The sequence below is a fragment of the Citrobacter sp. CK194 genome (assembly GCF_030333395.1).
Taxonomy (GTDB): Bacteria; Pseudomonadota; Gammaproteobacteria; order Enterobacterales; family Enterobacteriaceae; genus Citrobacter_B; species Citrobacter_B koseri.
Genome location: NZ_JAOWGA010000017.1, coordinates 407,109 through 420,759, shown reverse-complemented (window position 1 = coordinate 420,759; position 13,651 = coordinate 407,109). Strand labels below are relative to the sequence as shown.

General features: G+C 53.3%; 11 protein-coding genes and 1 pseudogene. 11 read left to right on the top strand and 1 reads right to left on the bottom strand.

Annotated elements, in window-relative coordinates; translation table 11 throughout:
- The first annotated feature begins 59 nt into the window (after window positions 1–59).
- From cmk to OGX80_RS10340, 10 genes and pseudogenes are all read left to right on the top strand, one after another.
- Window positions 60–743: a (d)CMP kinase gene (gene cmk / locus OGX80_RS10385; protein ID WP_012133018.1), complete on the top strand. Its 684-nt coding sequence runs from the start codon at window positions 60–62 to the stop codon at window positions 741–743.
- Window positions 744–856: 113 nt separating this feature from the next.
- Entirely contained in the window at window positions 857–2,530 is a 1,674-nt protein-coding gene (gene rpsA / locus OGX80_RS10380) for a 30S ribosomal protein S1 (protein ID WP_012133016.1), read from the top strand.
- 157 nt (window positions 2,531–2,687) lie between these two features.
- A complete protein-coding gene (ihfB, locus tag OGX80_RS10375) occupies window positions 2,688–2,972 on the top strand; it encodes an integration host factor subunit beta (protein ID WP_000167332.1) in 285 nt (94 codons plus the stop codon).
- A gap of 682 nt (window positions 2,973–3,654) precedes the next feature.
- The gene (locus tag OGX80_RS10370) at window positions 3,655–5,919 is read left to right on the top strand and encodes a ComEC family protein (RefSeq protein WP_115181760.1); all 2,265 of its coding nucleotides are present in this window, start codon (window positions 3,655–3,657) and stop codon (window positions 5,917–5,919) included.
- Window positions 5,920–5,955: 36 nt separating this feature from the next.
- On the top strand, window positions 5,956–7,704 hold the full coding sequence (gene msbA / locus OGX80_RS10365) for a lipid A ABC transporter ATP-binding protein/permease MsbA (RefSeq protein ID WP_104868839.1): 1,749 nt from the start codon (window positions 5,956–5,958) through the stop codon (window positions 7,702–7,704).
- Window positions 7,701–8,678 (top strand): tetraacyldisaccharide 4'-kinase, encoded by a 978-nt coding sequence (gene lpxK / locus OGX80_RS10360; protein ID WP_115181759.1) that lies wholly within the window; start codon window positions 7,701–7,703, stop codon window positions 8,676–8,678. Before msbA ends, lpxK begins: the two co-directional genes overlap by 4 nt.
- A 43-nt stretch (window positions 8,679–8,721) precedes the next feature.
- A pseudogene (locus OGX80_RS10355) lies at window positions 8,722–9,955 on the top strand (winged helix-turn-helix domain-containing protein).
- 51 nt (window positions 9,956–10,006) lie between these two features.
- Window positions 10,007–10,189, top strand: a complete 183-nt coding sequence (ycaR, locus tag OGX80_RS10350) for a protein YcaR (protein ID WP_012133009.1) — start codon at window positions 10,007–10,009, stop codon at window positions 10,187–10,189.
- Entirely contained in the window at window positions 10,186–10,932 is a 747-nt protein-coding gene (gene kdsB / locus OGX80_RS10345) for a 3-deoxy-manno-octulosonate cytidylyltransferase (RefSeq protein ID WP_012133008.1), read from the top strand. Before ycaR ends, kdsB begins: the two co-directional genes overlap by 4 nt.
- A gap of 154 nt (window positions 10,933–11,086) precedes the next feature.
- Window positions 11,087–11,980: a YcbJ family phosphotransferase gene (locus tag OGX80_RS10340; protein WP_012133006.1), complete on the top strand. Its 894-nt coding sequence runs from the start codon at window positions 11,087–11,089 to the stop codon at window positions 11,978–11,980.
- On the opposite strand, the gene elyC is transcribed toward OGX80_RS10340, so the two are convergent.
- A complete protein-coding gene (gene elyC, locus OGX80_RS10335; protein WP_115181757.1) occupies window positions 11,957–12,736 on the bottom strand; it encodes an envelope biogenesis factor ElyC in 780 nt (259 codons plus the stop codon). The two genes, OGX80_RS10340 and elyC, sit on opposite strands and share 24 nt — an antisense overlap.
- Window positions 12,737–12,871: 135 nt before the next feature.
- On the opposite strand from elyC, the gene cmoM reads away from it, so the two are divergent.
- On the top strand, window positions 12,872–13,651 hold the full coding sequence (gene cmoM / locus OGX80_RS10330) for a tRNA uridine 5-oxyacetic acid(34) methyltransferase CmoM (protein WP_049009006.1): 780 nt from the start codon (window positions 12,872–12,874) through the stop codon (window positions 13,649–13,651).

Genomic DNA, 13,651 nt, shown 5'->3' with positions numbered 1-13,651 from the left:
GTTGGCGCGTATAATGCGCGGCGTTCACGTTAACGGTATGCCTGTTTAAGGAGAAAAAGATGACGGCAATTGCCCCGGTAATTACCATTGATGGCCCAAGTGGTGCAGGTAAAGGCACCTTGTGCAAGGCAATGGCGGAAGCATTGCAATGGCATCTGCTAGACTCGGGCGCGATTTATCGTGTACTGGCGCTGGCGGCCTTACATCATCATGTTGATGTCACCTCTGAAGACGCTCTTGTACCGCTTGCGTCTCATCTGGATGTTCGTTTTGTCTCAACCAATGGCAATCTGGAAGTCATTCTGGAAGGGGAAGATGTGAGCGGGGAAATCCGCACGCAAGAAGTCGCGAACGCGGCATCTCAGGTCGCTGCATTCCCGCGCGTGCGCGAAGCGCTTTTGCGCCGCCAGCGTGCGTTTCGCGATGCGCCAGGGTTGATTGCTGATGGCCGCGACATGGGAACGGTGGTATTCCCTGATGCGCCAGTAAAAATTTTCCTGGATGCGTCTTCTGAAGAACGCGCTCACCGCCGTATGCTACAGTTGCAGGAGAAGGGCTTTAGTGTTAACTTTGAACGCCTTTTGGCCGAGATAAAGGAACGTGACGACCGCGATCGTAATCGCGCTGTCGCGCCGCTGGTTCCTGCTGCCGATGCTTTAGTTCTGGATTCTACCCGATTAAGCATTGAGCAAGTGATTGAAAAAGCGTTACAATACGCGCGCCAAAAACTGGCACTCGCTTAAGTGCGACCGAATTTGTAGTACCCCCGCTGCAATGGATTGACAGTGGGTATGTGAAACAACCCCATCCGGCATGGAGCCAGGTGGACGTTAAATATGAAACCTGAAGATTAAACATGACTGAATCTTTTGCTCAACTCTTTGAAGAGTCCTTAAAAGAAATCGAAACCCGCCCGGGTTCCATCGTTCGCGGCGTTGTTGTTGCTATTGATAAAGATATCGTACTGGTTGACGCTGGTCTGAAATCTGAATCCGCCATTCCGGCTGAGCAGTTCAAAAACGCCCAGGGCGAACTGGAAATCCAGGTTGGCGACGAAGTTGACGTTGCTCTGGATGCAGTAGAAGACGGCTTCGGCGAAACCCTGCTGTCCCGTGAAAAAGCGAAACGTCACGAAGCCTGGATCACGCTGGAAAAAGCTTACGAAGATGCTGAAACTGTTACCGGTGTTATCAACGGCAAAGTTAAGGGCGGCTTCACTGTTGAGCTGAACGGTATTCGTGCGTTCCTGCCAGGTTCCCTGGTAGACGTTCGTCCGGTGCGCGACACGCTGCACCTGGAAGGCAAAGAGCTTGAATTCAAAGTCATCAAGCTGGATCAGAAGCGCAACAACGTTGTGGTTTCCCGTCGTGCCGTTATCGAATCCGAAAACAGCGCAGAACGCGATCAGCTGCTGGAAAACCTGCAAGAAGGCATGGAAGTTAAAGGTATCGTCAAGAACCTCACTGACTACGGTGCATTCGTTGATCTGGGTGGCGTTGACGGCCTGCTGCACATCACCGACATGGCATGGAAACGCGTTAAGCATCCGAGCGAAATCGTAAACGTTGGCGACGAAATCACTGTTAAAGTGCTGAAGTTCGACCGCGAGCGTACTCGTGTATCTCTGGGCCTGAAACAGCTGGGCGAAGATCCGTGGGTAGCTATCGCTAAGCGTTATCCAGAAGGTACCAAACTGACTGGTCGCGTGACCAACCTGACCGACTACGGCTGCTTCGTTGAAATCGAAGAAGGCGTTGAAGGCCTGGTTCACGTTTCCGAAATGGATTGGACCAACAAAAACATCCACCCGTCCAAAGTTGTTAACGTTGGCGATGTAGTGGAAGTTATGGTTCTGGATATCGACGAAGAACGTCGTCGTATCTCCCTGGGTCTGAAACAGTGCAAATCCAACCCGTGGCAGCAGTTTGCGGAAACCCACAACAAGGGCGACCGTGTTGAAGGTAAAATCAAGTCTATCACTGACTTCGGTATCTTCATCGGCCTGGACGGCGGCATCGACGGCCTGGTTCACCTGTCTGACATCTCCTGGAACGTTGCAGGCGAAGAAGCAGTTCGTGAATACAAAAAAGGCGACGAAATCGCAGCAGTTGTTCTGCAAGTTGACGCAGAGCGTGAGCGTATCTCCCTGGGCGTTAAACAGCTCGCAGAAGATCCGTTCAACAACTGGGTTGCTCTGAACAAGAAAGGCGCTATCGTAACCGGTAAAGTTACTGCTGTTGACGCTAAAGGCGCAACCGTAGAACTGGCTGACGGCGTTGAAGGTTACCTGCGTGCTTCTGAAGCATCCCGTGACCGCGTTGAAGATGCGACTCTGGTTCTGAGCGTTGGCGACGAAGTTGAAGCTAAATTCACCGGCGTTGATCGTAAAAACCGCGCAATCAGCCTGTCTGTTCGTGCGAAAGACGAAGCTGACGAGAAAGATGCAATCGCAACTGTTAACAAACAGGAAGATGCAAACTTCTCCAACAACGCAATGGCTGAAGCTTTCAAAGCAGCTAAAGGCGAGTAATTCTCTGAAACTTCGGGTGTTTTATCCCGAAGTTTGATGAGTTTACTTGACAGATTACAAGATTCGTCCTGTAATCAAGCACTAAGGGCGGCTACGGCCGCCCTTAATCAATGCAACAACAGCAGCAGCCAATTTGCTTACAGGAACCGGAGGAATCATGACCAAGTCAGAATTGATTGAAAGACTTGCAACCCAGCAATCTCACATTCCCGCGAAAGCGGTTGAAGATGCAGTAAAAGAGATGCTGGAACATATGGCCTCGACTCTTGCGCAGGGCGAGCGTATTGAAATCCGCGGTTTCGGCAGCTTTTCTTTGCACTACCGCGCACCTCGTACCGGACGTAACCCGAAGACTGGCGATAAAGTAGAACTGGAAGGAAAGTATGTTCCGCACTTTAAGCCGGGTAAAGAACTGCGCGATCGCGCCAATATTTACGGTTAAGTTTTAACGAAAAACTTGATCCAGAAAAAAGCACCTAAATGGTGCTTTTTTCATTTCTGCATTCCGACCGGAAAAGAGACTTTAACGCCGCCATCAGGCATAAACCTATGCCTGATGGCGCTACGCTTATCAGGCCTACAGATATGTACCTGTGACTCCGTAGGCCGGATAAGACACTTTGCGTCGCCATCCGGCACAAAGCAGCGCCTGATGGCGCTACGCTTATCAGGCCTACAGATATGTACCTGTGACTCCCGTAGGCCGGATAAGACGCTTTGCGTCGCCATCCGGCACAAAGCAGCGCCTGAAGACGCTACGCTTATCAGGCCTACAGATATGTACCTGTGACTCCGTAGCCGGATAAGACGCTTCGCGTCGCCATCCGGCATAAAGCAGCGCCTGATGGCGCTACGCTTATCAGGACTACAGGTATGCTCCCGTGACTCAGTAGGCCGGATAAGACGCTTTGCGTCGCCATCCGGCATAAAGCAGCGCCTGATGGCGCTACGCTTATCAGATCTACAGATGCGTTCTCGTAGGCGTAACTGGAAAGCCCCTCTCATTTTTATGTGCATCTTGCATTCCTAACGTGAAAACCACGGAATTTGCGCCGAATAACCACAAATTGTCGCCAGACAAACGTTAGCTAAATCTGCACACTTCTTGTAACAGGGAGGTGTCTATGAAAATAACAACGGTCAGCGTGTGTGCATTATGCGGAATTCTTCCGCTAATATTCTTACCTGTACTTCCCGGTTCGTTGTGTCTCATTGGCATATTTTGTTTTGCCTGCGCGCTGTCCTTTGTTCCATATAAATATACGCAGTACGCCAGCTTGACCCTGCTGTTTTTTCTCTGGGGAATACTTGCTGCAAAGCAAGCCGTCTGGCCGGGTAATACCTTGCCTGGCGCAACACAAGAAGCCGTGGTGCAAATTACGGCGACCGATCATGCCACCACACATTACGGGCAAATTACCCATGTACAGGGGAAACGCCTGTTTCCCTCGGTGGGCGTTGTTCTTTATGGACAATATTTGCCCGGCGAGGTGTGTGCAGGTCAACGTTGGGCGATGAAACTAAAAGTCCGTGCCGTGCATGGTCAGCTTAATGAGGGGGGATTTGATAGCCAGCGTTATGCGCTCACGCAACATCAGCCTCTGAGCGGCCGGTTTCTGCATGCGACGGTCATCGAATCGTCATGTAGTTTACGCGCGCGTTATCTTGCCTCCCTCAATACCACGCTGGCGCGCTACCCCTGGCAGCAGGTTATCCTGGCATTAGGCATGGGCGAGCGTTTATCAGTATCGCAAGAGGTCAAAAATATTATGCGCGATACTGGTACAGCGCACCTGATGGCCATTTCAGGGTTGCATATCGCCTTTGCCGCACTGCTGGCCGGAGGATTGATTCGTGGCGCGCAATTTTTACTTCCCACCCGGTGGATTCATTGGCAAACGCCGTTAGTGGGAGGGATTGTGTGCGCGACGTTTTATGCCTGGCTCACGGGGTTACAACCCCCCGCGTTGCGTACGGTTGTGGCGCTGGCATCGTGGGGATTACTGAAGCTGAGCGGTCGGCAATGGAGCGGTTGGGAGGTCTGGTTCTGCTGTCTGGCGGCAATAGTGATTGCCGATCCGATTGCTGTTCTGTCGCAAAGTCTGTGGCTTTCGGCCTTTGCCGTCGCTGCGCTTATTTTCTGGTATCAGTGGTTTCCTGTACCGGCCTGGGCGTTGCCTTGGGCAGGGAAAGTCGCGTTGGACCTCGTTCACTTACAGTTGGGCATTACGCTTCTGCTCTTACCTGTGCAAATAGCGCTTTTTCATGGCGTAAGTGTGACCTCTTTTCTGGCGAATCTGTTTGCTGTTCCTTTGGTTACATTTATCTCTGTACCACTGATACTGGCGGGAATGATCGGCCATTTGATCGGGCCGCTGATGGCTGAAGAAGGCCTCTGGGCGCTGGCTGACGCCTCTCTGGACGTGTTGTTCCGGGCGCTGAAAAGTCTGCCGGAAGGGTGGATTAATATTGATTATCGCTGGCAATACTTGTCTTTGGCTCCCTGGTTAACGCTTATGGCGTGGCGATTGAATGCCTGGCGAACTTACCCGGTGATCTGTTTGTCTGGCGTGTTGCTGTTGAGCTGGCCGTTATGGCGTACGCCGCGCACGGAGGCGTGGCAGGTTCATATGCTGGATGTCGGACAGGGGCTGGCGATGGTTATCGCGCATAACGGGAAAGCGATACTTTATGATACGGGACGCGCCTGGCCGGATGGCGATAGCGCACAGCAGCTCATCATTCCCTGGCTACGCTGGCACAATCTGGAACCTGAGGGGATTATCCTGAGCCATGAACATCTGGATCATCGGGGTGGCCTGTCATCATTACAGAAGACGTGGCCTTCGCTCTGGATACGAAGCCCATTAGGCTGGAAGGGCCATCTGCCGTGCTTTCGTGCGGAGCAGTGGACGTGGCAGGGGCTATCCTTCAGCGCACACTGGCCGATTAAAGGAAACAGGGAAAAGGGCAACAACCATTCCTGCGTGGTTAAAGTGGATGACGGAAAGCAGAGTATTTTGCTGACGGGCGATATTGAATCTCCGGCTGAACAAAAAATGCTAAGTCGTTATTGGCGTCATTTGCAGGCGACAATCATTCAGGTTCCGCATCATGGCAGTAATACATCGTCGTCATTAGCGTTAATTCAACGGGTTGAGGGCCTGGCCGCGCTGGCGTCGGCATCGCGCTACAACGCCTGGCATCTGCCTTCCTGGAAGGTACAACAGCGCTATCAACAGCAAGGTTATCAGTGGCTGGATACCCCGCATCAGGGGCAAATTTCGGTGGATTTTTCCCCGCAAGGCTGGCGCATACGAGGTTTACGGGAGCAAATTTTACCTCGTTGGTATCATCAGTGGTTTGGCGTGTCAGAGGATAACGGGTAGAATATGCGGCTATTTCAACAAATGCTGGTTTTTTGAATGCATAACGATAAAGATCTCTCTACGTGGCAGACGTTCCGCCGACTGTGGCCTACCATTGCGCCTTTCAAAACTGGGCTGATCGTGGCGGGTGTCGCGTTGATCCTCAATGCGGCCAGCGATGCTTTTATGTTATCGCTCCTCAAACCATTGCTGGACGATGGTTTTGGTAAAACAGATCGATCGGTGCTGCTTTGGATGCCGCTGGTGGTTATTGGCCTGATGATATTACGTGGTATCACCAGCTATATTTCCAGCTATTGTATTTCATGGGTATCGGGCAAAGTGGTGATGACCATGCGCCGTCGTCTGTTTGGTCATATGATGGGGATGCCTGTTGCATTCTTTGATAAACAATCAACGGGGACACTGCTTTCTCGTATTACCTATGACTCAGAACAGGTTGCGTCATCGTCTTCCGGGGCGTTGATTACGGTCGTGCGTGAAGGTGCATCGATCATCGCTTTGTTTATCATGATGTTCTATAACAGCTGGCAACTGTCGATCATTCTGGTCATTTTGGCGCCTGTTGTGTCTATTGCGATTCGCGTGGTATCGAAGCGTTTCCGTAGCATCAGTAAAAACATGCAAAACACGATGGGGCAGGTGACCACCAGTGCAGAGCAGATGCTGAAAGGCCACAAAGAAGTGCTTATCTTTGGCGGTCAGGAAGTTGAAACGAAGCGTTTTGACAAAGTCAGCAATAAAATGCGTCTGCAAGGGATGAAAATGGTGTCTGCATCATCCATCTCTGATCCGATCATTCAGCTGATCGCGTCTCTGGCGCTGGCCTTTGTTCTCTATGCGGCTAGCTTCCCGAGCGTAATGGACAGCCTGACTGCGGGTACGATTACCGTCGTATTCTCATCAATGATTGCCCTGATGCGTCCTCTGAAATCGCTGACCAACGTCAATGCGCAGTTCCAGCGTGGCATGGCGGCGTGCCAGACGCTGTTTGCTATTCTGGATAGCGAGCAAGAGAAAGACGAAGGCAAACGCGTAATTGAACGTTCGACGGGCGATCTGGAATTCCGCAATGTGACCTTTACCTATCCGGGGCGTGAAACGCCAGCGCTGCGCAATATCAATCTGCACATTCCGGCGGGTAAGACGGTTGCGCTGGTTGGGCGTTCCGGTTCAGGTAAATCAACCATTGCCAGTCTGATCACGCGTTTCTACGACATCAATGAAGGGAATATCCTGATGGATGGACACGATCTGCGTGAATATACCCTGTCTTCATTGCGTAATCAGGTCGCGCTGGTTTCGCAGAATGTGCACCTGTTTAACGATACGGTTGCGAACAACATCGCCTATGCGCGTACTGAAGAGTACAGCCGCGAGCAAATTGAAGAAGCGGCGCGTATGGCGTATGCCATGGACTTTATCAGCAAGATGGATAACGGTCTGGATACGGTTATCGGCGAGAACGGCGTACTGCTTTCTGGTGGCCAGCGTCAGCGTATCGCGATTGCCCGTGCGTTGCTGCGTGACAGCCCAATCCTGATTCTGGATGAAGCCACCTCTGCGCTGGACACCGAATCCGAACGCGCGATTCAGTCCGCGCTGGATGAGTTGCAGAAAAACCGTACTTCGCTGGTTATCGCGCACCGCCTTTCAACGATTGAACAAGCTGATGAAATTGTCGTGGTGGAAGACGGGATTATTGTTGAGCGTGGAACCCATCGCGAATTGCTGGAGCAGCGCGGTGTGTATTCGCAACTGCATAAAATGCAATTTGGCCAATGATCGCCCGCATCTGGTCTGGTGAATCGCCCCTGTGGCGTCTGTTGCTCCCACTCTCCTGGCTGTATGGCCTGGTGAGTGGGGGGATTCGCCTGTGCTACCGGCTGGGAATTAAACGCGCCTGGCGTGCGCCGGTGCCGGTCGTTGTCGTCGGAAACCTTACGGCGGGAGGCAACGGAAAAACGCCGGTCGTTATCTGGCTGGTCGAGCAACTGCAACAGCGCGGCATTCGCGTGGGGGTTGTTTCTCGGGGGTATGGCGGTAAAGCGGCGTCTTATCCGCTGTTGCTTACTCCACAAACGTCCTCTGCGGAAGCGGGCGATGAGCCGGTACTGATCTATCAACGAACCGGCGCGCCTGTTGCTGTCTCGCCGGTTCGCTCAGACGCAGTAAAAGCGATTCTCGCGCGTCACGATGTACAAATTATCGTGACGGATGACGGGCTACAGCATTATCGTCTGGCGCGCGATATTGAAATCGTTGTCATCGACGGCGTGCGTCGGTTTGGCAATGGCTGGTGGTTGCCCGCAGGGCCGATGCGTGAGCGCGCCAGTCGGCTTAAATCGGTAGATGCGGTGATCGTCAACGGCGGCGTTGCCAGACCAGGAGAAATTCCGATGCAGCTGGCGCCAGGGCTGGCGGTCAATTTATGCACCGGTGAGCGCCGTCATGTCGCGGAGTTAAGTAACATTGTCGCGATGGCGGGGATTGGCCATCCTCCACGTTTCTTTGCTACGCTCGAAGCGTGTGGGGCGTCGCTACAGAAATGCGTTCCGTTGGCCGATCATCAGTCTCTCGCCTCTAACGATGTGAAGGCGTTAGTAACCGACGGGCAAACGCTGGTCATGACGGAAAAAGATGCCGTTAAATGCCGGGGATTTGCCGAGGACAACTGGTGGTATTTACCTGTAGACGCGCGTTTGTCGGGTGAACAACCTGACGCACTGCTTGAACAACTCATCTCGCTGGCTAGCTAGCACAAATTGATGTGGCGGCAGCGAACGATTCCCGGAGTTATACATGTCGTTGCCGCATCTCTCTCTTACGGATGTTCGTCATCTCCATCTTGCTGCGCAAGGTTTGCTGAAAAAGCCCCGCCGTCAGGCATTGCCTGCGGATATTCTCGCGACGATTTCGCGCATGTCTTTATTGCAAATCGATACGATCAACGTTGTGGCGCGCAGCCCCTATCTGGTGCTGTTTAGCCGCCTGGGGCCACTACCTGCAACAGTGGCTGGACGACTCGTTGTCGCGTGGCGAACTCATGGAATACTGGGCGCATGAGGCCTGTTTCTTACCGCGTAGCGACTTTACGCTAATTCGTCACCGTATGCTGGCGCCTGAGAAGATGGGCTGGAAGTACAAAGCATCGTGGATGCAGGAACATGCCGATGAGATCGCGCAGTTGATCCAGCATATTCACCATAACGGCCCTGTGCGCTCAGCGGATTTTGCGCATCCACGCAAAGGCGCCAGTGGATGGTGGGAATGGAAGCCGCATAAGCGCCATCTTGAAGGATTGTTCACTGCCGGGAAAGTCATGGTTGTAGAACGGCGCAACTTTCAGCGCGTGTATGACCTGACGCAACGCGTGATGCCGCACTGGGACGATAAACGCGATTTACTGTCGCAGGCAGAAGCAGAAATCGCCATGCTGGATAATAGCGCGCGCAGTCTGGGGATTTTTCGCGAGCAGTGGCTGGCGGATTACTATCGCCTGCGGCGACCTGAAGTGAAAACGTGGCGTGATATCCGCGTTGAACAAGGGCAACTGGTTCCCGTTCAGGCCGACAGGCTGGGGGCAATGTGGCTACACGCCGATCTGTTGCCGCTACTGGAGCAGGCGCTGAACAATAAGCTCACCGCTACGCATAGCGCGGTTTTATCCCCTTTTGATCCCGTCGTCTGGGACCGGAAACGGGCAGAGCAGTTGTTCGATTTTAGCTACCGCCTGGAATGCTATACCCCGGCGCCTAAACGCCAGTACGGCTATTTTGTTTTGCCGCTGCTGCATCGGGGGCAGTTGGTTGGGCGTATGGATGCCAAAATGCATCGCAAAACGGGCGTGCTGGAAGTCATATCGCTCTGGTTGCAGGAGGGGGTTAAACCGGGCCCGACGCTGCAAAAAGGGTTGTTACAGGCGATTAATGCGTTTGCTCGCTGGCAACAGGCCAGCCGCGTCACGCTAGGGAACTGCCCATCCGGCTTGTTTGCAGAAAATTGTCATGGCTGGGAAATAGACGCGGTCTCATAAACGATTATGTTAATATTGATGGATTCACAATCCGGTCCATCTGGAGGAACTATGGATCATCGTCTACTTGAAATCATTGCCTGCCCGGTATGCAACGGCAAACTCTGGTATAACCAGGAAAAACAAGAACTGATTTGCAAACTGGATAACCTGGCTTTCCCATTGCGCGATGGCATTCCGGTATTGCTGGAAACGGAAGCGCGTTCCATTACTGCTGATGAGAGTAAATCATGAGTTTTGTGGTCATTATTCCCGCTCGTTTTTCGTCCACGCGTCTGCCCGGTAAGCCTTTACTGGATATCAACGGCAAACCGATGATCGTGCATGTTCTGGAACGCGCGCGCGAATCTGGCGCTGAACGCATTATTGTCGCGACGGACCATGAAGATGTCGCTCGCGCGGTAGAAGCGGCGGGTGGGGAAGTCTGCATGACGCGCGCTGACCATCAGTCCGGGACGGAGCGTCTGGCGGAAGTCGTCGAAAAATGCGGTTTTAGCGATGATACCGTTATTGTGAACGTGCAGGGCGATGAGCCGATGATCCCGGCGGTGATTATTCGTCAGGTGGCGGAAAACCTGGCGCAGCGCCAGGTTGGTATGGCGACGCTGGCGGCGCCGATTCACGGTGCTGAAGAAGCCTTTAATCCTAATGCAGTGAAAGTTGTGCTGGACGCTGAAGGCTATGCGCTTTATTTCTCGCGTGCGACGATCCCCTGGGATCGCGATCGTTTTGCGAAAAGCCTTGAGACCGTGGGCGACACGTTCCTGCGCCATCTGGGAATTTACGGCTATCGCGCCGGGTTTATTCGCCGCTACGTGAACTGGCAGCCCAGCCCGCTTGAGCATATTGAGATGCTGGAGCAGCTTCGTGTGCTGTGGTATGGCGAAAAAATCCATGTCGCCGTCGCCAAAGAGGTCCCGGGAACGGGCGTTGATACAGCCGAAGATCTTGAGCGCGTTCGCGCCGAAATGCGCTGATATCCGCTATCGCACTCCTCTCGCAAATGGGAGGAGTGTCGTATCGTTACGATTTTCCCTTCATTTTTCTTTTCATCAATTGATCTCATCCGGGTGACATCTGTCCATACGGCGCTCATTATAAAAGCAGTGGCGTTTATGAGGGCAATCTGAAATGGAACAGCTGCGAGCCGAACTGAGTCATCTGCTGGGCGAAAAACTCAGCCGTATAGAGTGCGTGAGTGAAAAGGCGGATACGGCCTTGTGGTCGCTGTACGACAGTCAGGGAAACCCGATGCCGCTGATGGCGAGAAGTTTTACGACCCCCGGCGTGGCGCAGCAACTGGCATGGAAAACGACCATGCTGGCGCGTAGCGGCACGGTACGCATGCCGGTTGTCTATGGCGTGATGACGCATGAGGAACACCCCGGGCCTGATGTCCTGCTGCTGGAGCGTCTGCGTGGCGTCTCTGTGGAAGCGCCCGCCCGCACGCCTGAGCGCTGGGAGCAGTTGAAGGATCAGATTGTAGAAGGTTTGTTAGCCTGGCATCGACAGGACAGCCGGGGTTGCGTGGGCGCGGTGGATCATACGCAGGAAAATATCTGGCCGTCCTGGTATCGCCAGCGTGTTGAAGTGCTATGGACGACGTTAAACCAGTTCAACAACACCGGGTTAACCATGCAGGATAAACGCATTCTGTTTCGTACCCGGGAGTGCCTGCCTGCGCTGTTTGAAGGATTTAATGATAATTGCGTGCTCATCCACGGCAATTTTAGCCTGCGCAGTATGCTGAAAGACGCCCGCAGCGATCAGCTTCTGGCGATGGTGGGGCCTGGCGTTATGCTGTGGGCGCCACGAGAGTATGAACTGTTTCGGCTGATGGACAATGCGCTGGCGGAAGGGTTGCTCTGGCATTATCTGCAACACGCGCCAGTGGCGGAATCGTTCATCTGGCGGCGTTGGCTTTATGTGTTATGGGACGAAGTCGCGCAGCTGGTCAATACCGGGCGTTTTAGCCGCTCCAACTTTGACCTCGCGACAAAATCACTGCTGCCCTGGCTCGCCTGACGCGCCTTTCAGCCACTGCCAGATGCGCCCCAGCGTTTCATAACCGGCGCGATCGCTATGCATCAACCATACCGGGGAGGGAATTGCTCGCTCCCACGGATTTAACGGTGAATCTATCGCCAGTTGATTGGCTGGCGCAGGCAGCGGATGTAACCCAACATTCTGGAAGAAGATCATGGCGCGCGGTAAGTGGGAGGCGGAAGTGACCAGCAGGAAAGGGGAATCGCCGATGGCCTGTTTCACCGCTTCCGCCTCTTCTTCGGTATCTTTTGGCTGATCCAGCGTGATGATGTCGCTGCGCGGCACACCCAGCGATTGTGCCACTCTTGCACCCGCTTCTGCCGTACTCACGCGATTGGTTTTTGCCGCCGCGCCCGTAAAGATCAGTTTCGATCCCGGATTGACCAGCCAGAGGCGTACGCCTTCGTTCAGACGTGGGAGGCTGTTATTGATCAGATTCGAACTGGGCGCCCACTGGGGGTTCCAGGTGTAGCCGCCGCCCAGTACCACGATATAGTCTACTTTTTGCGTTCCCTGCCAGGTGGGGTAACTGTCTTCAATCGGTTTGAGCAAACGGTCAGCAACAGGTTGCAGGCTTAACAGAAATATTGCCAGCCATCCCAGGCTGATAAACGCCTTCCCGGTTTTCTGAAAGCGGCTAAACCATACCAGCGCCAGCCCCACGCCCATGATGAGCAGCATAAAGGGAAGCGGCAGCAACAGACCGCCAGTCACTTTCTTCAGAGTAAAAAGCATCCTTTTTGGTTCCTTTTTTGACCATACAGCAGGGGATCAGCAGGGATATTACACCAGACAGGTTAAATATCGCCGCGACTATGACAAAATAGCTTCTTTTTAAAAGCACACCTGAGCCAGCCTGTGGAGAGTCCGATGCGGGACCGCAATTTTGATGACATTGCTGAAAAGTTTTCCCGTAACATCTACGGAACCACCAAAGGACAGCTGCGACAGGCGATTCTGTGGCAGGATCTTGATCGGTTGCTGGCGGAATTCGGCGAGCAAAAACTGCACATCCTGGATGCTGGCGGCGGAGAGGGGCAAACGGCCATCAGAATGGCGGAGCGTGGGCACCAGGTTACATTGTGCGATCTGTCCGGCGAGATGATCGCGCGTGCGCAGCAGGCGGCAGAAGCAAAAGGTGTGAGCGGAAACATGCATTTTATACAATGCGCCGTTCAGGATGTCGCTTCGCATTTGGAAACCTCCGCTGATCTGATATTGTTTCATGCTGTGCTGGAGTGGGTGGCGGAACCGGTCGGCGTGTTAGAGACGCTTTGGTCAGTTTTGCGTCCCGGCGGAGCACTGTCGTTAATGTTCTACAATGCTAACGGCCTGTTGATGCATAACATGGTGGCAGGGAACTTTGACTATGTGCAGGTGGGGATGCCAAAACGCAAAAAGCGTACGCTTTCGCCAGACTATCCACGTAAACCCGAGCAGGTTTATCAGTGGCTGGAAGATATTGGCTGGCAGATTACCTGTAAGACCGGCGTACGCGTATTTCATGATTATCTGCGTGAGAAGCATCAACAGCGTGACTGCTATGAGATGTTAGTTGAATTAGAAACGCGTTATTGCCGCCAGGAGCCGTATATTAGCCTTGGCCGCTACATTCATGTCACCGCGCGCAAACCGCAGATGCAAGGATAA

Coding starts and splice junctions, on each gene's coding strand:
- cmk (WP_012133018.1), top strand. CDS start 60: ATGACGGCAATTGCCCCGGTAATTACCATTGATGGCCCAAGTGGTGCA.
- rpsA (WP_012133016.1), top strand. CDS start 857: ATGACTGAATCTTTTGCTCAACTCTTTGAAGAGTCCTTAAAAGAAATC.
- ihfB (WP_000167332.1), top strand. CDS start 2,688: ATGACCAAGTCAGAATTGATTGAAAGACTTGCAACCCAGCAATCTCAC.
- OGX80_RS10370 (WP_115181760.1), top strand. CDS start 3,655: ATGAAAATAACAACGGTCAGCGTGTGTGCATTATGCGGAATTCTTCCG.
- msbA (WP_104868839.1), top strand. CDS start 5,956: ATGCATAACGATAAAGATCTCTCTACGTGGCAGACGTTCCGCCGACTG.
- lpxK (WP_115181759.1), top strand. CDS start 7,701: ATGATCGCCCGCATCTGGTCTGGTGAATCGCCCCTGTGGCGTCTGTTG.
- ycaR (WP_012133009.1), top strand. CDS start 10,007: ATGGATCATCGTCTACTTGAAATCATTGCCTGCCCGGTATGCAACGGC.
- kdsB (WP_012133008.1), top strand. CDS start 10,186: ATGAGTTTTGTGGTCATTATTCCCGCTCGTTTTTCGTCCACGCGTCTG.
- OGX80_RS10340 (WP_012133006.1), top strand. CDS start 11,087: ATGGAACAGCTGCGAGCCGAACTGAGTCATCTGCTGGGCGAAAAACTC.
- elyC (WP_115181757.1), bottom strand. CDS start 12,736: ATGCTTTTTACTCTGAAGAAAGTGACTGGCGGTCTGTTGCTGCCGCTT.
- cmoM (WP_049009006.1), top strand. CDS start 12,872: ATGCGGGACCGCAATTTTGATGACATTGCTGAAAAGTTTTCCCGTAAC.